The organism is Antrihabitans spumae (assembly GCF_043944905.1).
Classification (GTDB): domain Bacteria; phylum Actinomycetota; class Actinomycetes; order Mycobacteriales; family Mycobacteriaceae; genus Antrihabitans; species Antrihabitans spumae.
Genome location: NZ_JBIMSN010000083.1, coordinates 1 through 19,173, shown reverse-complemented (window position 1 = coordinate 19,173; position 19,173 = coordinate 1). Strand labels below are relative to the sequence as shown.

Sequence of the window (19,173 nt, the reverse complement as noted above, 5' to 3'; positions counted from 1 at the left end):
CTACCGTCACGCAGCATCAGCTGCATGACCCACGAGGATCTGTCCAAGATCCTTGACACACCTCAGACATCGCATCGAGAACTGAGTCGGTCGCGATGTCGCCGCGGCGACGCGCCTCCTCGAGCGTGCGCTCCCACATGAATCGGAAGCCGACCCGATAGGCCGCCATGACCGCAGGCAACGGGACCCCTGCCGCAGCACGGGCCTTGCCGGTACGTTCCGCGGCAGAGGCATCGATCTGAACGTCGCCGGCCAGCGACTCGAAGACGAACCTCATGTTCGCGATGCACGTCTGCGCCACCTCGTCCTTGGTGACAACTGCGCTCGATGAATAGAAGTCGAGTTCGGTGAAGATCACGTCGGCAAGCGCACCGCCGAGTTCCTCTGCAAGCACCAGCATTGCGTCGGCGAGTTCGGCGATGTGCGGGTCAGGGGGCGTGCCCATGGACCCACTTTAGGCCTGTCGACGCAGTGCGAATGTGAGCGGCCACATTCCGACCGGCTTCACGTTGTTCCCGTCACCATCGACTCCGGCTGTGGCAGCAACCACCATTGAGGTACATCGAAAATCCACTTCCGAACGGAGGCCACCTTGCCGAATCTAGCCCTCAATCTCGTTGCAACAGAGCGCAATCACGGCGCAAGCATCGCGCTGCGGTGCGGCGTTGCCGAACTGACCTACACCGAGTTGGACGAGGCGTCCGCCCGCGCCGCCACCTACCTGGAACGCGCGGGTATCGAGCCCGGCGATCGGGTCGGGGTGATGTTGCCGAACACAATGGCATTCGCAATCGTGTATTACGGCATCCTGCGTGCAGGCGCGATTGCGGTTCCGATGAATCCCCTGCTGAAGGCCCGAGAGGTCGAGTTCTACCTCGCCAACACCGGCGCCACAGCACTCTTCGCTACACCGACGTTCGCCGAGGAGGCCAACGCGGCTGCCGCCGCGGCCGGCGCGATGTGTTGGTCGATCGACGACGACGGCCTCACCGCCTTGCTTGCCGACCTCCCCGCCCAAGTTGAGCCGGTCGCGCGCCTCGACTCGGACACCGCGGTCGTCCTGCATACCTCCGGCACCACCGGAAAGCCGAAGGGAGCCGAACTCACCCACGGCGGCTTGCACCGCAACCAGGACGTGTGCGCACGCACCCTGATGGAGGTCGGACCGAACGACGTGATCATGGGTTGCCTGCCGCTCTTTCACGTGTTCGGCCTTACCTGTGGCCTGAACACCGCCGTTGCAGCGGGTGCCACCCTGACGTTGATTCCGCGGTTCGATCCGCGGACCGCGCTCGAGGTGATCGAGCACGATCACGTCACCGTCTTCCAGGGCGTACCGACCATGTACTCCGCGATGCTGAGCGTCGCCGACCAATTTCCCACCGCGGCAACACAATCGCTGCGCGTGTGCGTCTCGGGCGGTGCATCGCTGCCCGTCGCGGTGCTCACGGAGTTCGAAACCACCTTCGATGCAACGATTCTCGAAGGCTACGGCTTGTCGGAGACCTCGCCCGTTGCCTCGTTCAATCGTCCGGGACAGCGCCGGAAAGCCGGTTCGATCGGCACGCCCGTCGAAGGTGTAGAGATGCGGATCGTCGATTCGAACGGCCACGACGTCCCCCACGGTGAAACAGGCGAAATCATGATTCGTGGCCACAATGTCATGAAGGGCTACTGGAATCTGCCCGAAGCTACCGCAACGGCAGTGTCCGCCGACGGTTGGTTCGCGAGCGGGGACATCGGCCGCATCGACGAGGACGGCTACTTCTTCATCGTCGACCGCAAGAAGGATCTGATCATTCGCGGTGGCTTCAACGTCTATCCCCGTGAGATCGAGGAAGTCCTCTACGAGCATCCCGCGATCGCCGAGGCGGCAGTCGTCGGCCTCCCGCACGACTCGCTCGGCGAAGAGATCGGTGCGGCAGTCGCCCTCGTAGCCGGTGCGACTGTCGAACCGGCCGAACTACGCGAGTTCGTCAAAGCGCGTGTCGCCGCCTACAAGTACCCACGCCACATCTGGATCCTCGACAGCCTTCCGAAAGGCCCGACGGGCAAGATCCTCCGCCGCGACATCACCATCCCCACCATCGAAAGCGTGTGAACACCATGACAATCCAGCAGGAACAAACCACCACGAAGACTCCCGACGAGCTGGCAGCACCACTCGATCTCCTTCTCACGAACTCGACACGAGGCATGGCAGGCAGAATGCTGCCGAACCGCTCGTGGACCCGACTCGGCGCCAGCCTCGCAAAGCAGCCCAAAACCGTTGCAGGCCGATGTAATCTGCTTGCGCGTGAACTCGGTTCGATAGTCGCGGGAAGTTCCGACCGCTGCCCCGCACGGCAGGACAAACGGTTCAGTGACCCGGCGTGGCAACAGAATCCAGTACTACGACGGACGGTGCAGGCCTACCTCGCCACAGTGGAGACCGCTGACGCACTCTTCGCCGATGCGCAGTTGGATTGGCGGGACGCAGAGAAGATGCGGTTCGTCTTCGACAACATCATCGAAGGGCTATCCCCGACCAACAATCCTCTGCTCAGCCCGCTCGGCTGGAAAGCGTTGATCGATACCGGCGGACTCAGCGCGATCCGAGGCCTGAAGGCCTTCACTCGCGACATGGCCTCGCAGCCAAGGGTTCCCGCGATGGTCGAACCGGATGCCTTCGCCGTCGGCGAGACCGTCGCCACGACAAAGGGTGCGGTGGTTCTGCAGACCCGAGTCTTCGAGCTCATCCACTACGCACCTCGGACGGAGAAGGTCCGCGCCACGCCACTGCTGATGGTCCCGCCCGTGATCAACAAGTACTACGTCATGGACATCGCTCCAGGACGCAGCATGATCGAGTACTTTCTGCAGCAGGGTCAGCAGGTCTTCACCATCTCGTGGCGCAACCCTCAAGCGCGGCATAGGGACTGGGGATTCGACACCTACGGTGCGGCGATCATCGAAGCCCTCGACGCAGTTCGGACGATCACGGGCACCGAGAGCGCGCACCTGATGGCATCCTGCTCGGGCGGCATCCTCGCCGCGATGACGGCAGCGCACCTCACTGCGATCGGCGAGAGAGATCGCATTGCCGGGCTGACCCTCGCGGTCACCGTGCTCGATCAGAATCGAGCCGGATTCGCCTCTGCCGCAATGAGTGAGCGAGCAGCGCAGCTGGCGATCCGAGAGTCCCGCGCAAAGGGCTACCTCGACGGCAAGGCCATGGCCGAAGTGTTCGCCTGGCTCCGCCCGACCGACCTCGTCTGGCGTTATTGGGTGAACAACTACGTCCAGGGTCGATCGCCGGCCGCCTTCGACGTGCTGTTCTGGAACGCTGACACCACACGTATGGCAGCCGCGCTGCATCGCGATCTCGTCCTGAGCGGGCTGCACAATTCGCTCACCGTCCCCGGTGCGGTCAGCATGCTCGGAACTCCGGTCGACCTGTCGACGATCACCGTGGACTCCTACATCGTTGCCGGTGTAGCCGACCACATCTCACCGTGGCAGGCCTGCTACCGCAGCGCAAAACTGTTGGGCAGCAAGGACAACCGCTTCGTGCTCTCGACCAGCGGACACATTGCCGCGCTGGTCAATCCGCCGGGCAATCCGCGCGCGTCCTTCCGCGCGGGCCAGGTGCACGACGACACACCGGACGAATGGCTGGCGACCGCCGAGCAGTCGAAGGATTCGTGGTGGCCCGACTACATCGCCTGGCTCGCCGACCGGAGCGGTCCCGAGATCGACGCACCGACCACGCTCGGCGGAACGAACTTCGCACCCCTGTGCCCCGCACCGGGCACCTACGTCCACCAGAACTGATTCACCCCACCGAGAGAAAACAGGACACGACATGACAACCCACCTCGACAACCCGGCAGACCTCATCGACTTGATCGGCAAGACCATCGGTACGACCGAGTGGCACGACGTCACCCAGGACCAGGTGAATCGTTTCGCCGATGCAACCGGGGATCACCAGTGGATCCACACCGACCCCGAACGGGCCGCGGCCGGACCGTTCGGCGGCACGATCGCGCACGGCTACCTCACGTTGTCGCTCGCGCCGCAGGTTCTCGCGGAGGTCCTCGAAGTGGACAATGTCAGCGCGGCACTGAATTACGGCCTGAACAAGGTCCGTTTTCCGGCGCCAGTGCCGGTCGGATCGAGGCTGCGCACAAGCGTGACGGTCGTGTCGGCGCAACGCAAGCCGGCGGGGGTCGAGGCAGTCTTCGGTTTGACCTACGAAATCGACGGCGGCAGCCGCCCGGCCTGCATCGCCGACGTCGTGGTGCTGTATCGATGACCGCCGCAACCGGATTCGAGGAACGCTACATCGCGGTCGGCGGCCAGCGGCTGCGGGTGAGTATCCGCGGCGGCATCGGGGTACCCCTCGTGTTGTGCAACGGAATCGGCGCAAGCTACGAGGTGCTCTCCCCGCTCGTCGATCAGCTGGACCCGTCGACGACGATCGTTCGATTCGACGTCCCCGGCGCGGGCGGCTCGCCGACGTCGGCGCTGCCGTACGGCTTTCCGTACCTGGCCTGGGTGCTCGGCCGGATGCTGACGAAACTCGATATCGGAGTCGTCGACATCCTCGGGTTGTCGTGGGGCGGCGCGCTGGCGCAACAGTTCGCATTCCAGAATCCACGACGATGCCGTCGGCTTGTTCTCGCAGCGACCGGCACCGGCGCCGTCATGGTTCCGGCCAACCCTCGCCTGCTGGCGAAGATGCTCACCCCACGACGGTTCTGCGATCCGGACTACGCGGCGTCCATCGCAGGCGAACTGTACGGCGGCACGGTCCGCAGCCACGGCAACGACGTCGCGCAGATCTTTCTGCAGCAACTGCATGCCGGCTCGAAGATCGGCTACCTCCACCAGTTGCTTGCCGGCTCGGTATGGACCAGTTTGCCTGCGCTGCCTGCTATTCGACAGCAGACCCTCGTCGTTGCGGGTACCGATGATCCGATCATCCCAGTCGTCAACGCGCGCATCATGAATCGGTTGCTCCCGCATTCGACCCTGCATCTACATTCAGGAGGTCACATCGACCTCGTCACCAATGCAACCGAACTCGCTCCCGTCATCACCGCATTTCTCTCGTCACCAGGAGAACGTCCATGAGCACAAACGAGATCGACACGTCCGACTTCTATGCCTTCGAGCAACTGCTCTCCGACGGCGAGCGTGAACGGCTACATGCAGTCCGCGACTTCATGACCGCAGAGGTTGCCCCGATCGTAAATTCCCATTGGGAGGCAGCAACTTTCCCACACGAGATCGTTCCAGGCATGCGTCGGCTTGCGATCGCCGGACTGCCGTACAAGGGATTCGGCTGTGGGGGAACGACATTCCTCCTCGACGGGATGATCGCGATGGAACTCGCTCGCACCGATCCGTCCATCGCCACGTTCAACGGCGTCCACGGCGGTCTGGCGATGGGGTCGATCTATCTGTGCGGGTCCGACGAGCAACGCGAACGCTTTCTACCCGCGATGGCGCGCTACGACAAGATCGGCGCGTTCGGCCTCACCGAACCCGACGTCGGATCGGGTGCGTCCCGCGGCTTGACGACCACAGCCGAACGAGACGGCGACACCTGGATCCTCAACGGCCAGAAGAAGTGGATCGGCAACGCGACCTTCGGCGACCTCACCATCATCTGGGCCAAAGACGTTGCCGACGACCAGGTCAAGGGATTTGTCGTCGCAAACTCCTCGCCGGGATTCACAGCGGAGAAGCAACAGCACAAGATTGCGCTCCGCATCGTGCAGAACGCACTCATCACCCTCGACAACGTCCGCGTCGACGAGGCAGATCGGTTACAGGGTGCGAACTCCTTCGCCGACACCGCCGAGGTCCTGCGGGTGACGCGGGCAGGCGTCGCCTGGATGGCACTCGGCTGCGCACGGGGTGCCTACGAGAATGCTCTCCGATACGCCGTCACCCGTGAGCAATTCGGTCGGCCCATCGGCAGCTTCCAACTCGTGCAGGATCTCCTGGTCCGCATGCAGGGAAACATCACCGCGTCCTGGGGAATGGTTGCACGCCTGTCCCAACTGCAGGATCAAGGCTTCGCCGAAGACCGGCATTCCTCACTCGCCAAGGCGTTCTGCACGGTCCGCATGCGCGAGACCGTCGGCTGGGCCCGCGAGCTTATGGGCGGTAACGGAATCCTGTTGGAGCACAACGTCGGCCGGTTCGTCGCCGACGCCGAGGCGATCTATTCCTATGAGGGCACACGCGAAATGAACACGTTGATCGTCGGACGATCGCTGACGGGTAGAAACGCGTTCGTGTAGGGCCTTACAGGCTGGGCGCCGCAACCAACCCGAGTTCGGCGTCGCCTGCGAGCAAGGCGCTGTGTGGCAGCACCCGCACCGTGTAACCGACCGCACCGGACAGCGGAACGGGAGTCTCGATCTCGAAAACCTCTCCCCCGCCGTCAGATCCGACGTGGTTCATCGGCACCGCCGTCACCTCGGACAGGTCGTCCGCGGACGACACCCGACCGAGCACGGCCTGGACGACGACGTCGGTCGGTGCAAGTCCACCGAGTTGCACGTTCGCGCGCAGCGAGAGGTTTGCACCGATCACCGGAGTATCCGGCAGACCAGCGCTGTCAACCTGGTCGACGCGGACGTGCGGCCAGGCGGACTCGACCCGGTTGCGGTATGCCGCCAGTTCGCGCGCGCCCGCAAAGTTGTCGGCCACAGCCTTTCGGGACGCGGCGGCCGCAGGTGTGTAGTACTCGACGGCGTAGTCACGAACCATTCGCGACGCCAACACCTGAGGTCCCAAGCTCTGCAACGTGTGTCGGACCATCTCGACCCACCGTGTCGGTATGCCATCAGCGTCGCGGTCGTAGAACCGTGGCAGCACGGACTTTTCGAGCAGGTCGTACAGCGCGCTAGCCTCGAGGTCGTCGCGACGCGTTTCGTCGAGAACCCCGTCTGCGGTCGGAATCGCCCAGCCGTTCTCACCGTCGTACATCTCGTCCCACCACCCGTCGCGGATGGACAGGTTGAGACCGCCGTTGAGTGCGGACTTCATACCCGACGTACCGCAGGCCTCCAGCGGGCGAAGTGGGTTGTTGAGCCACACATCGCAACCCCAGTAGAGGAAGCGGGCCATCGACATGTCGTAGTCGGGAAGGAACGCGATCCGGTGGCGCACGCCGGCGTCGTCGGCGAACCGAACGACCTGCTGGATGAGCGCCTTGCCACCGTCGTCCGCCGGATGCGATTTACCGGCAACGACGAGTTGCAACGGTCGCTCCGGATCGAGCAGCAGTGCGCGTAGCCGCTCCGGTTCTCGAAGCATCAACGTCAGCCGTTTGTAGGTCGGAACACGGCGAGCGAAACCGATTGTCAGCACGTTCGGATCGAAAATGTTTGCGGTCCAACCGAGTTCGGCTTCGGACGCGCCCCGCTCGAGCCAGGACGCATGGACGCGGCGGCTGACCTCGTCGGTCAGCTTCCTGCGCAACAGGTTTCGCATCGCCCAGAGCTCGGCAGCATCGATGTCGTAGAGCCGCTCCCACCCTTTCGCCTCTTCGACGAGTTCAGGTCCGACCAGTTCGCGCGCCTTCTGCAGCCATTCCTTCGCCGCCCAGGTCGGGGCGTGTACGCCGTTGGTGATGGAACCGATCGGGACCTCTGCGGCATCGAATCCTGGCCACAGCGCCGCGAACATGTCCCGGCTCACCTCGCCGTGCAGCTTGGAAACGCCGTTCGCGCGCTGAGCGAGGCGCAATCCCATGTGTGCCATGTTGAACACGCTCGGGTCGGCCTCGCGACCGAGTGCGATGATCCGATCCAGCGAGATGCCTGGCAACAATCCGGAATCACCCTCGCCGCCGCCGCCGAAGTAGTGGCGAACCAGATCCGCAGGGAATCGGTCGATTCCGGCAGGCACCGGAGTGTGGGTGGTGAAGACGGTCCCGGAGCGGACGGCTGCCAACGCCGTGTCGAAGTCGAGTCCGGCACCGGAGATGAACTCGCGAATGCGCTCGACACCGAGGAAGCCTGCGTGACCTTCGTTCATATGGAACACATCAGGATCCGGCAGACCCTGCGAATGGGTGTACGCCCGCACGGCACGAACGCCGCCGATGCCCGCGAGGATTTCCTGCTTGATCCGATGATCTTGATCGCCGCCGTAGAGCCGATCCGTCACACCACGCATTTCCGGATCGTTCTCGGCGATGTCGGAATCGAGGAGCAACAACGGAATTCGCCCGACCTGCGCGATCCACACCCGTGCGCGCAGCACTCGATTGCCTGGCATCGCAACGTGGATCAGCACCGGCGTCGAGTCCGCGCCGTCGGTGAACAAACGAAGGGGCAGGCCCTGTGGGTCCAGCGCCGGGTAGTGCTCGGACTGCCAGCCGTCCGCCGTCAGCGACTGCCGAAAGTAGCCGGACCGGTAGAGCAGACCGACACCGATGAGCGGCAATCCAAGATCGGAGGCAGCTTTGAGATGGTCGCCCGCGAGGATGCCGAGTCCACCGGAGTAGTTCGGCAACACCTCGGTTACCCCGAATTCCATGGAGAAGTAAGCGATTCCGCCGGGCAGCGACGTGCCGGCCTGCGCCTGCTTCTGATACCAGTGCGGGCGCGCGAGGTAGTCGTCCAGGTCTGCCGCTGCGGCATCGAGCCGGGCAAGGAAGCCTTCGTCGCGAGCGAGCGAGTCCAGTCTCCCGGCACCGACGTCACCGAGTATTCGAACAGGATCGTGGCCGACCTCGACCCAGCGCTTCGGGTCGATCTCGGCGAACAGATCCTGCGTCGGCGGATGCCACGACCAGCGCAGATTCGTCGACAAAGGGCCGAGCGCGGCCAAGCGCGCTGGCAGATGAGCACGGACGGTGAACCGACGCAACGCTTTCACCCCGCGAAGACTACCCACTCCAGCCCGATTGGACATGTGCTGGAGCGAATGAGTTTGTTCGACGCTGCGGGCGGGAAGTCGGTAGCGATGAGCAAGAACCACCGACCCGACACAGACAACCTCGAAGACAACACCGAATCGATGGCGGGGACGTGCGGCAAAGCGCGCTCGACTCCACTACGGTTGAGTTTTAGTCGCAGCCGTACCACCGTGAACGGAGCTACCGCGTGACAGGTCGTATTGCCATCGACGACGTCGCCCCGGATATTGCGGGCGGGCGAGCCGCCAAGGCTGTCGTGGGCGAAGTCTTTCCGGTCCGAGCCGTCGTGTGGCGCGAGGGTCATGACGCCGTGGCCGCAACCCTTTCGGTGCGCGAACCCGGCGGCAGCAAGGCGATTTCGATCCGGATGAGTCCGGACTTCGAGCCGGATGTCTACAACGGTGTCTTCTCACCGACCACCCCAGGCATATGGACGTTCCGCATCGAAGCGTGGAGCGACCCCATCACCACGTGGCGGTCCGGCATCGAAGCAAAGCTCGCCGTCGGTCAGAACGCAGCGGATCTCGCCAACGAACTCGAAATCGGCGCGCGCCTGTTCGAGCGCGCCGCGAAAAAGTCTCCGCTGTCGGAGCGGCCGCGGCTCACCGCGGTCGCAGCGTCGTTGCGAAGTGACGGTCAGCTGCCTGCACGTGTAGCCCCGGCTTTCACAGCGGAGACCGGTGAACTGCTACGCCTTTACCCCCTGCGCGAACTCGTCACCCGTGGCCCACTCCGCAGCGTCCACGTCGATCGCAAGAGAGCACTCTACGGATCCTGGTACGAGTTCTTCCCCCGTTCCACCGGCGGTTGGGACGACGACGGCAATCCGGTCCACGGCACGTTCGCAACGGCAACCACGGACCTGCCACGGATCGCCGCGATGGGCTTCGACGTCGTCTACCTGCCGCCGATCCATCCGATCGGCAAGATCAATCGCAAGGGACCCAACAACACGCTGACGCCGGGGCCCGACGATTTCGGCTCGCCATGGGCGATCGGGTCCGACGAGGGCGGCCACGATGCTGTCCACCCTCTGCTCGGCACCGAGGCCGACTTCATCGCCTTCATCGCGTCGGCCCGTACGCACAACCTCGAGGTCGCCATCGATCTGGCGCTGCAATGCGCGCCCGACCATCCGTGGGCCGCCGAGCATCCCGAGTGGTTCACGGTGCTGCCAGACGGAACGATCGCCTTCGCCGAGAACCCGCCGAAGAAGTACCAGGACATCTACCCGGTCAACTTCGACAACGACCCGCACGGCATCTACGCCGAGGTCCTTCGGGTCGTTCGGCATTGGATGTCGTTGGGGGTCCGCATCTTTCGGGTGGACAATCCGCACACCAAACCCGCCGACTTCTGGGAGTGGCTGATCGGTCAGGTCCACGCGACCGACCCGGACATCATCTTCCTTTCCGAAGCGTTCACTCGACCTGCGCGGCTCTACGGCCTCGCGCGGCGCGGCTTCACGCAGTCCTACACCTACTTCACGTGGCGAATCGCGAAGTGGGAGCTCACCGAGTTCGGCACCGAGATCGCTGCAAAAGCCGACGAAGCTCGTCCCAACCTGTTCGTGAACACCCCCGACATCCTGCACGAGAGCTTGCAAACGGGCGGTCCAGGAATGTTCGCGCTTCGTGCGGCACTCGCAGCGACGCTCGCGCCTACCTGGGGCGTCTACTCCGGGTACGAACTGTTCGAGCACCAGGCTGTTCGCCCGGGTAGCGAGGAGTACCTCGATTCGGAGAAGTACCAACTCCGCCCCCGTGCGTACTCCGAAGCGAAGGAACGTGGCGAGTCGCTGGAACCGTGGATCACCAGGCTCAACGAGATCCGACGCGCACACCCGGCACTGCAGCAGCTTCGCAACATCGCGTTCCATCACGTCGACAACGACGCGCTGATCGCATATTCGAAGGTCGACGCCGCCACCGGTGACGCCGTCCTCGTTGTCGTCAACCTCAATCCGCACGGCGCCGAGCAGGGCAACATCTGGCTCGACCTGCCTGCTGTCGGACGTGATTGGCACGATCGATTCACCGTCACCGACGAGGTGAGCGGGGAGCAATACGATTGGGGCCAAGCAAATTTCGTCCGGCTGGAGCCATGGCGTGCGGTTGCGCACATCCTCGCTCTCCCACTCGTCGCCAACTCGAACCGAACAGAACTGGCCTACAGGAGCACACTCAGATGACACCGAACCGCCGCACCAAGGTCGCCGCTCCGAGCAAGCGGGACCTGAAGCTGCTGGCGGAAGGAAAGCACCGCAACCCGCATTCGGTGCTCGGCGCGCATGCGGACGGCAAAGGCACTGTCATCCGGACCTTGCGCCCCTACGCCGAGACGGTCCACGCCCGCATCGGCAAGGTCGACTATCCGCTGCATCACGTCGACAACGGTATGTTCAGTGCCTTCGTCCCGGTGCCTGACCTCATGGACTACCGCCTCGTCGTCGAATACGCGGGCGGGTCCACAGTTGTGAGTGCCGACGGGTACCGCTTCCTTCCCACCCTCGGTGAGCTCGATCTGCATCTGTTCAGCGAAGGTCGTCACGAGCGACTGTGGGAGATCCTCGGCGCACACCCCCAGAGCTATACGACGCCGGACGGTGAGGTCACCGGTACGTCGTTCGCAGTGTGGGCGCCGAATGCACTCGGTGTGACCGTCATCGGCGAATTCGACGGGTGGAGCGGCAACACGGCGCCGATGCGGTCGCTGACCGCCGGTGTGTGGGAAGTCTTCGTTCCCGACCTCGGTCCCGGCGCTCTGTACAAGTTCCGGGTGCACGGCAGTGACGGCGTCGTCCGCGACAAGGCCGACCCCATGGCGTTTCGGACCGAAATCCCGCCTGCCACAGCATCCGTCGTCGATTCGACGTCGTACGAATGGACCGATGCAGAGTGGCTTGCTGCACGCGCCGAGATAGAGCCGAGCGCAGCGCCCATGAGCGTCTACGAATGCCATCTCGGCTCGTGGCGGCCTGGCCTCGGCTACCTCGAACTTGCCGACGAGCTGTCGAAGTACGTACTCGAAAGCGGCTTCACCCATATCGAATTGCTGCCCGTAGCCGAGCATCCGTTCGGCGGTTCGTGGGGCTATCAGGTCACGTCGTACTTCGCCCCGACCTCACGTTTCGGGACGCCCGACGAGTTTCGAGTATTCGTCGACCGATTGCATCGGGCAGGGATCGGCGTTCTCGTCGACTGGGTCCCCGCTCATTTCCCGAAGGACGAATGGGCGCTCGCCCGCTTCGACTGTGGCCCACTGTACGAACACGGCGACCCCACCCGCGGCGAGCAATTGGACTGGGGCACTTACGTATTCGACTTCGGTCGCAGTGAAGTCCGCAACTTTCTCGTCGCCAATGCCCTCTACTGGCTCGACGAGTTCCACATCGACGGACTCCGGGTCGACGCGGTCGCATCGATGCTCTACCTCGACTACTCGCGACCAGAGGGTGGTTGGACGCCGAACGTGCACGGCGGTCGCGAAAACCTCGAAGCCGTTGCCTTCCTGCAGGAAATGAACGCGACGGTCCACAAGCACCACCGCGGCGTCGTGACCATTGCCGAAGAATCGACGGCGTGGCCCGGCGTCACCCGCTCGACCAACGTCGGCGGTCTGGGTTTCAACATGAAGTGGAACATGGGCTGGATGCACGACACGCTCGGCTATCTCGGTCACGATCCGGTGCATCGGTCCTACCACCACCACGAGATCACGTTCTCGCTGATGTATGCGTGGAGCGAGAACTATCTGCTGCCGATCAGCCACGACGAGGTCGTCCACGGCAAAGGCACTTTGTGGACTCGTATGCCGGGCGACGATTTCGCGAAGGCTGCGGGCATCAGGGCCCTACTCGCCTACATGTGGTCCCATCCCGGCAAACAATTGCTGTTCATGGGTCAAGAGTTCGGTCAGCGCGCCGAATGGTCCGAGGAGCGTGGCCTCGATTGGGCGCAGTGGGACGACGAGCATGCCGGTTCCATAACTCGGGGAATCTTCAAGGCGGTGTGTGATCTCAACGCCGTTTATCGAGCGCAACCTGCGTTGTGGACGCTCGACACCACACCCGGCGGCTATTCGTGGATCGATGCCAACGACACCGGTAACAACGTGTTGAGCTTTCTCCGCTACGGCACGGACGGTTCGGTAGTCGCCTGCTTGTACAACTTCTCGGGCAGCGCGCACTCCGGATATCGGGTCGGACTTCCCGGCGCGGGGCGCTGGTCGGAGATCTTCAATACCGATGCCAAGGAGTACGGCGGCTCAGGGATGGGCAACTACGGAGCGGTGACTGCGGCCCCCGAGCCTTGGCACGGCAGGTCGGCGTCGGCGAACGTCGCGTTGCCACCGAACAGCGCCATCTGGCTGAAATTCGAAGAATAGGCGGCTACGCCGCCCGTGAGTCCTTTCGGAGGTTCCGACCTCCGAAAGGACTCACGAGCCGCTTGCGGCCTAATACAGCGCGAGAGCCAATTTCCGGCGCGCGGCAACGACGAACGGCTCGGCGGGATCGAAGAGCTCGAACAGTTCGAGCAACCGGGTGCGGACCCGTGTGCGATCGTCGCCCGCGGTTCGCTTGACCGTCGCTATGAGGCGCGCGAAGGCATCCTCGGGGCGCTGGTCGAACAACTCGGCGTCGGCGGCCTGAAGTGCCGCATCGATGTCGGTCGGGTCGGCGTCGGCGGTCGCGATGATGCCGTCGGGCAGCACCTCCGCGCGGCCGATGAAGTTCACGTGCCGCAGCGCTGTCTTCGCTTCGGTGTTGGCTGGTTCGGCTGCGAGGATCGCCTCGTATGCGGCTTCGGCGCCGGCCAGATCACCAGCTTCGAGGGCCTCCTCGGCGGCAACGAAGCGTGGATCCTCGGGAGGTGCTTCTTCCGCGGAGCCAACAGGCCCTGTCAGCTTGCCCTCGACGGCGTTGAGAATTGCGTCGATCCACGCCCGCAGTTGCTCCTCGGACTGGACACCCTGGAAGTCCGCCAACGGTTGACCTTGTGCAACTGCGACAGTTGTCGGAATTGCCTGCACTCCGAAGGCCTGAGCGATCCGCATGTTCGTATCGACGTCGACTCTCGCAAGGATCCAGGTGCCTGCGTCCTGCGCGACCAGTCGTTCGAACGCCTCTGTGAGCGCCATGCTCGGCTCGCTCCGCGTGGACGCGAGTACGACGACAACCGGAACCGCGGACGATTTCTGCAGAACCTCGGCTTCGAAGTTTGCTTCGGAGACATCGACAACGGCGTTCGCAGGCTGCGTCCCACCCGTTGCGCCGGTTGCAGGTTTCGCTTGAGCGCGCTCTTTGAGTGCCGAAAGGTCGACGGCACCAGCCATCGCGGCGGCGACGGCAGGTGCCGGTCTACGGGGAGCTGAACGAGGAGCTGGTCGAGTCACGCGATCCAGTTTGTCACGACTCCGAGAGCGCCGGTTGTGCGGCAGGCTTGACAGCGGAAAGCTCGGCCAGTTGGTTCGACTGCACTGCCCACCACTCGAAGACGAGCGTGCCGAACGGCGGAATGCTCGACACCAACGCGAGCAACGTCGTCAGCCAGGACCACGACAACTTGATCGCCGCGTAGATCGCGACAGCGATGAACAGCACGAACACACCGCCGTGAATCGGACCGAAGATCTTCACACCGATCTCGTTGCCGTTTTCCGGGATGTACTTGAAAGCCATGCCGATCAGCAGACCGGCCCAGGTGAAGGCTTCGAGGATCGCAACGAAGCGGAACCGCTTGGCTGTAGTGGACAAATCGAACACGTTTCCCATGGTTCCTATTCTGCCCGATGATCTACGACGGCTTGTAGTGGAGAAGCTCACGCCTTCGGAACGCGAATGATCAACGCATCGCCCTGACCGCCACCGCCACACAGGGCTGCCGCGCCGATACCGCCGCCGCGACGCTTCAGTTCCAGCGCGAGGTGCAGCGCGATCCTGGCGCCCGACATGCCGAGTGGGTGACCGACAGCGATGGCGCCGCCGTTGACGTTCACCTTGTCGGTATCGATTCCGAGCTCGCGTGGCGATGCGACACCGACCGCCGCGAATGCCTCGTTGATTTCGATGAGATCGAGGTCAGCCGGTGCGATTCCCTCGCGCGCGCACGCCTTTTCGATCGCCCGAGCGGGTTGCAACTGCAGTGTGGAATCGGGTCCGGCGACCTGACCGTGCGCGCCGATCTCGGCGAGCCACGTCAGACCGAGCTCTTCTGCTTTGGCCTTGCTCATCACGATCACGGCTGCCGCACCGTCTGAAATCTGCGACGCCGAGCCTGCCGTGACCGTGCCGTCCTTGCTGAAGGCCGGACGCAATTTGCCGAGCGACTCGGCCGTCGTGTCGCCACGAATACCTTCGTCTGTGGCGAAGATCACCGGGTCGCCCTTACGCTGCGGTACTGAGACGGGCACAACCTCGTCGTCGAAAACGCCGTTCTTCCACGCGATGGCCGCACGCTGATGTGAGGCAGCGGCGAACTCGTCCTGCTCAGCCCGAGTGATCGGCGTCGTCTCGCTCTGATTGCGCGACTCGGTCAGATTGCCCATCGCCTGGTCGGTGAAGATGTCATAGAGCCCGTCGAACGCCATGTGGTCACGCAGCGTCACGTCGCCGTACTTGAATCCTTCGCGACTCTTCTCGAGCAGATGGGGCGCCTTGGTCATCGACTCCTGACCGCCCGCGACGATGATGTCGAACTCCCCCGCGCGAATCAGCTGGTCAGCGAGTCCGATGGCGTTGATACCGGACAAACAAACCTTGTTGACGGTCACCGCAGGGACACTCATCGGGATACCGGCGTCGACGGCGGCCTGGCGAGCTGGAATCTGGCCAGCTCCCGCGGTGAGAACCTGCCCCATGATCACGTACTCGACCTGCTCGGGTGCGACGCCGGCCTTCTCGAGCGCAGCCTTGATAGCGAATCCACCAAGCTGCGAACCGGTGAAGTCCTTCAAACCGCCGAGCAGGCGGCCGATCGGCGTACGCGCACCGGCGACGATGACAGAGTTGGACACGGGGGCCTCCGGATCGAGTTGGCAGTGGTTCGCGTCAGCAGCCATCGGCTATCCCGACGAGAACTCCTGCCACGTTAGCGCTACGGTTTTACTATGACGAAATCTGTCCCGAGCATCACTGCGATATCTCCTGACCTGGTCATCGCGATCGACCACGTCGGCATCGCAGTCCCCGACCTCGACGCAGCGGTCACCTGGTACTCGGAGAATCTCGGCATGGTCGAAACCCACCGCGAGGTGAACGAGAGCCAAGGTGTCCACGAGGCAATGCTGTCGGTTCCCGGCGCCCCTGCCGGCAGTGCCGTCATTCAGCTCCTTGCGCCACTTACCGAGGATTCCTCGATCGGCAAGTTCATCGCTCGCAGCGGTCCGGGTTTGCAGCAGCTGGCCTACCGGGTCCGCGACATCGACGCGGTGTCCGTCGAGTTGCGGGCACGCGGCGTCCGGTTGCTCTACGACGAACCACGCCACGGCACAGCCGATTCCCGTATCAATTTCATTCATCCGAAGGACGCAGGCGGCGTTCTTATCGAACTTGTCGAACCGAGTGGCGCGGCCCACTAGGCGCGAATATCGTCGACAGAGACTTCCGACGCAAGAGGGTAGGTTGAACCCATGGCCAACGAGCAGGACCGGCACGCCGCGACGCTTCCTTTCACTATCGTGCGCAAGGGATTTGATCGCGACGAGGTTCGAAATTACTTCGACAGATTCGACGCGGAACTCCGCGTAACCGCGACCGATCGCGACGCGGCGGCAGCGCAAGCACGCAACCTCGCGAATCAGCTCGAGCATGCCCGCGACGAGATCGACGACCTTCGTCGTGACAACGATCGCCTTTCCGTGCCGCCGACCACCGCTGAGGGCATGAGCGATCGCATTTCGCGCATGCTGCGGCTCGCCTCCGACGAGGCGTCGGAAGTGAGGGCACACGCCGAGGCCGACGCCGCCGAGGTGCGCTCGATCGCAGACCAGGATGCGGCGCGTCTACGCGGCAAGCACGAAGCAGAGCTCGCAGAATTGGGCGAACGCCGCAGCGCACTCGAAATCGAATTCGAACAGACGATGGCAAGCGCACGGACCGAAGCCGCCAAGATCATCGAAGCAGCCCAAGCCGAAGCCAGCCGTCTCGCCGCGGAATCCGACGCCAAGCGCAAGTCCGTGCAGGAGGACTTCGAGATCACCATGCGTGATCGCCGGACCAAGGTCACTCGTGCGGTCGAAGAGCTCGAGCGCACCAGCAAGGCCGAAGCCGCACAGCGTCTCAAGGACTCGACCGAAGAGTCGCAGCGTCGACTGCAGTCGGCGACACAGCAGGCCGAGCGCAAGATCGCCCATGCGAAGGAACTCGCCGAAGAGCTACGGGTTCTACGTGGTCGGGTGCTCGCCCAACTGCTCGGCGTCCGCGGCCAGCTCGACTCCGTGCCCGCGATGTTGGCGTCGGTCAATCGCGAAAGCGAGTTGCTCGACAGCACTCCTGAGCGCAGGCCCGCCGCAGCACCTGCAGTCACAGAAGACATCCTCTCCGACGAGGACGACGCCGACACCGCAGAGCTTCCTGCTGCCGACAAAGAGGCCGCGAAGGTCGGCAGCTGACCGCCGGTCGTGTGTAGCTAGGACCAACGTCGGGTCAGGCCGCGTGTACGTCTGCCCGACCAACACCCGGTGTGCCAATGGCGTCGCTCTTCGGTGCCACCGATTTCGTCGGCCGGCCACACCACCACATGTGCTGTGCCAGGACGAATCTCGTGGTCACAGCCTGGGCAGCGGTAGGTCTTGGTCGCGCGTGCGCCAGGAACGGTTCGCACGACGTAGCGCTCGTCGATCTCGCTCGGACCCGACTCGACGCGCCCCCACACATCGGCCCGCAAGCCGGGCTCGGCCTGCTGGGGCCGTTTCGGTTTGCGACGCGGCATGGATCGAAGTCTAGTTACCGGTCGCGGAGCCACCGAAGAACACCTCTGGCCGAGTCTCGACGGATGTGGGACAGAAGCCTAGAAGAGCTTGAATTCGGTGCTCTCGGTGCCACGCAGGACGTCGTAATCGAGCGTGAGGCAACGAATACCACGATCGGTCGCGAGCGTTCGCGCCTGCGGCTTGATCTGCTGAGCGGCGAATACACCTGTGACGGGCGCGAGCAGCGGATCCCGGTTGAGCAGTTCCAGATAACGTGTCAACTGCTCGACGCCGTCTATCTCACCGCGCCGCTTGATCTCCACGGCGACGCTGATGCCCGTCGCATCGCGGCAGAGGAGGTCGACAGGTCCGATGGCGGTCGGAAATTCGCGTCGCACAAGGGTGTATCCGTCGCCGAGCGTCTCGACGTGCTCGGCGAGCAACTCCTGCAGGTGCGCCTCGACGCCATCCTTCTGGAGTCCGGGGTCGATGCCGAGTTCGTGAGACGAGTCGTGCTCGATCTCCAACAGCCGGATCCGGAGTTCCTCGCCAGCCTTGTTGGTCACCGTCCACAGCGCGTGCTCGCCGTCGTCGGTTGTGCCCTCGACAAGCCAGCAGGGTGGGCTCATCCAGTTCAGCGGCTTGTAGGCGCGGTCGTCGGCGTGGATACTCACCGAGCCGTCAGCCTTGATCAGGAGGAGCCGACGAGCGGCAGGGAGATGGGCGGTCAGTCTGCCCACGTAGTCGACTTGGCAGCGGGCAATCACTAGGCGCACTCGACCACCCTAGAACAGCGCATGGCGATACCCTCGAACGACCATGTTGCGTCAACGTCATCAGCGTGTGCGGGCTGCTGCCCCACTGGGTTCGACATTGCTCGGATCCCCGTCCGAATCCAGCGGTATACAACGCGTCCGAGTCCAACTGCTCGTCACAGGCCTGCTCGTTGTGACGAATCTGGTCGGATCCGCGATCGTCATTGCGCTGGTCTCCGTCGTCATTCCCGGACCCAACGTCCTCGCAGGCGAATTCGCCCTCGTGACGTTCGTGATCGTGCCGAGCTACATTGCGTGCGCGTTCATCATCGGAGTGGTCTGGACGACCCGGATCGGTATTCGCGAGCTCAACTGGGCCATAGAGGATCGTCCCCCCACCCGTAGTGAACAGGTCAAAGCGCTCACGATGCCGTGGCGGCTTACCGTCATTCAGCTTCTGATGTGGATCGGCGGCGCGATAGTCGGCACTGTCGGCCTCGGGCTCATCGACGTCAGCACGATCCCTGGGGTGTACCAATGATCTTGGACAGTGACTCTCGTTTTGAGAGAGGATCTGTACGT

At 63.7% G+C, this 19,173-nt stretch carries 18 protein-coding genes; 11 read left to right on the top strand and 7 right to left on the bottom strand.

All coding sequences use genetic code 11. The features are described 5' to 3' along the window. Positions 1 to 16 precede the first annotated feature (16 nt). Positions 17 to 445, bottom strand: a complete 429-nt coding sequence (locus tag ACHIRB_RS18885; protein ID WP_395126335.1) for an RsbRD N-terminal domain-containing protein — start codon at positions 443 to 445, stop codon at positions 17 to 19. 147 nt (positions 446 to 592) lie between these two features. On the opposite strand from ACHIRB_RS18885, the gene ACHIRB_RS18880 reads away from it, so the two are divergent. From ACHIRB_RS18880 to ACHIRB_RS18860, 5 genes are read left to right on the top strand one after another with little or no spacing between them, the layout of a single operon-like run. After that, positions 593 to 2,101, top strand: coding sequence for a long-chain-fatty-acid--CoA ligase (locus ACHIRB_RS18880; RefSeq protein ID WP_395126336.1), 1,509 nt, complete (start codon positions 593 to 595; stop codon positions 2,099 to 2,101). A 5-nt stretch (positions 2,102 to 2,106) separates the two neighbouring features. Beyond that, on the top strand, positions 2,107 to 3,813 hold the full coding sequence (locus ACHIRB_RS18875) for a PHA/PHB synthase family protein (protein ID WP_395126348.1): 1,707 nt from the start codon (positions 2,107 to 2,109) through the stop codon (positions 3,811 to 3,813). 31 nt (positions 3,814 to 3,844) lie between these two features. Continuing rightward, positions 3,845 to 4,297 carry a MaoC family dehydratase gene (locus tag ACHIRB_RS18870; RefSeq protein ID WP_395126337.1) on the top strand — a complete coding sequence of 151 codons (453 nt, stop codon included), beginning with the start codon at positions 3,845 to 3,847 and terminating at the stop codon, positions 4,295 to 4,297. Continuing rightward, on the top strand, positions 4,294 to 5,118 hold the full coding sequence (gene phaZ / locus ACHIRB_RS18865; RefSeq protein WP_395126339.1) for a poly(3-hydroxyalkanoate) depolymerase: 825 nt from the start codon (positions 4,294 to 4,296) through the stop codon (positions 5,116 to 5,118). The genes ACHIRB_RS18870 and phaZ overlap by 4 nt, the downstream gene beginning before the upstream one ends. Then, positions 5,115 to 6,296 carry an acyl-CoA dehydrogenase family protein gene (locus ACHIRB_RS18860; RefSeq protein WP_395126340.1) on the top strand — a complete coding sequence of 394 codons (1,182 nt, stop codon included), beginning with the start codon at positions 5,115 to 5,117 and terminating at the stop codon, positions 6,294 to 6,296. The genes phaZ and ACHIRB_RS18860 overlap by 4 nt, the downstream gene beginning before the upstream one ends. A 4-nt stretch (positions 6,297 to 6,300) precedes the next feature. Here ACHIRB_RS18860 and glgP read toward each other — a convergent pair whose 3' ends face one another. Continuing rightward, a complete protein-coding gene (gene glgP / locus ACHIRB_RS18855) occupies positions 6,301 to 8,886 on the bottom strand; it encodes an alpha-glucan family phosphorylase (RefSeq protein ID WP_395126341.1) in 2,586 nt (861 codons plus the stop codon). A 48-nt stretch (positions 8,887 to 8,934) separates the two neighbouring features. On the opposite strand from glgP, the gene ACHIRB_RS18850 reads away from it, so the two are divergent. From ACHIRB_RS18850 to glgB, 3 genes are read left to right on the top strand one after another with little or no spacing between them, the layout of a single operon-like run. Continuing rightward, positions 8,935 to 9,117 carry a hypothetical protein gene (locus tag ACHIRB_RS18850; RefSeq protein ID WP_395126343.1) on the top strand — a complete coding sequence of 61 codons (183 nt, stop codon included), beginning with the start codon at positions 8,935 to 8,937 and terminating at the stop codon, positions 9,115 to 9,117. Further along, positions 9,114 to 11,117 (top strand): maltotransferase domain-containing protein, encoded by a 2,004-nt coding sequence (locus tag ACHIRB_RS18845; protein WP_395126344.1) that lies wholly within the window; start codon positions 9,114 to 9,116, stop codon positions 11,115 to 11,117. Before ACHIRB_RS18850 ends, ACHIRB_RS18845 begins: the two co-directional genes overlap by 4 nt. Then, positions 11,114 to 13,312 (top strand): 1,4-alpha-glucan branching protein GlgB, encoded by a 2,199-nt coding sequence (gene glgB, locus ACHIRB_RS18840; RefSeq protein WP_395126345.1) that lies wholly within the window; start codon positions 11,114 to 11,116, stop codon positions 13,310 to 13,312. Before ACHIRB_RS18845 ends, glgB begins: the two co-directional genes overlap by 4 nt. Positions 13,313 to 13,381: 69 nt before the next feature. Here the strand turns inward: glgB and ACHIRB_RS18835 are convergent, their stop codons facing one another. The 3 genes from ACHIRB_RS18835 to ACHIRB_RS18825 form a co-directional block, all read right to left on the bottom strand. Continuing rightward, positions 13,382 to 14,260, bottom strand: coding sequence for a co-chaperone YbbN (locus tag ACHIRB_RS18835; RefSeq protein WP_395112564.1), 879 nt, complete (start codon positions 14,258 to 14,260; stop codon positions 13,382 to 13,384). A gap of 73 nt (positions 14,261 to 14,333) precedes the next feature. Then, positions 14,334 to 14,699, bottom strand: a complete 366-nt coding sequence (locus ACHIRB_RS18830; protein ID WP_395126346.1) for a DUF3817 domain-containing protein — start codon at positions 14,697 to 14,699, stop codon at positions 14,334 to 14,336. Positions 14,700 to 14,746: 47 nt separating this feature from the next. Further along, complete coding sequence (locus ACHIRB_RS18825; RefSeq protein WP_395112563.1) at positions 14,747 to 15,940, bottom strand: acetyl-CoA C-acetyltransferase; 1,194 nt, start codon at positions 15,938 to 15,940, stop codon at positions 14,747 to 14,749. 93 nt (positions 15,941 to 16,033) lie between these two features. Here ACHIRB_RS18825 and mce point away from each other — a divergent pair, with 93 nt between their 5' ends. Both mce and ACHIRB_RS18815 read left to right on the top strand, forming a co-directional pair. After that, a complete protein-coding gene (mce, locus tag ACHIRB_RS18820; RefSeq protein WP_395112545.1) occupies positions 16,034 to 16,504 on the top strand; it encodes a methylmalonyl-CoA epimerase in 471 nt (156 codons plus the stop codon). A gap of 51 nt (positions 16,505 to 16,555) precedes the next feature. After that, positions 16,556 to 17,536, top strand: a complete 981-nt coding sequence (locus ACHIRB_RS18815) for a coiled-coil domain-containing protein (RefSeq protein WP_395112544.1) — start codon at positions 16,556 to 16,558, stop codon at positions 17,534 to 17,536. Between the two features lie 17 nt (positions 17,537 to 17,553). Here the strand turns inward: ACHIRB_RS18815 and ACHIRB_RS18810 are convergent, their stop codons facing one another. Together ACHIRB_RS18810 and nucS are read right to left on the bottom strand one after the other, a co-directional pair. Next, complete coding sequence (locus ACHIRB_RS18810) at positions 17,554 to 17,856, bottom strand: ATP/GTP-binding protein (protein ID WP_395112543.1); 303 nt, start codon at positions 17,854 to 17,856, stop codon at positions 17,554 to 17,556. 78 nt (positions 17,857 to 17,934) lie between these two features. Continuing rightward, complete coding sequence (gene nucS / locus ACHIRB_RS18805) at positions 17,935 to 18,612, bottom strand: endonuclease NucS (RefSeq protein WP_199708571.1); 678 nt, start codon at positions 18,610 to 18,612, stop codon at positions 17,935 to 17,937. Positions 18,613 to 18,655: 43 nt separating this feature from the next. On the opposite strand from nucS, the gene ACHIRB_RS18800 reads away from it, so the two are divergent. Further along, on the top strand, positions 18,656 to 19,132 hold the full coding sequence (locus ACHIRB_RS18800; protein ID WP_395126347.1) for a hypothetical protein: 477 nt from the start codon (positions 18,656 to 18,658) through the stop codon (positions 19,130 to 19,132). Positions 19,133 to 19,173 lie beyond the last annotated feature (41 nt).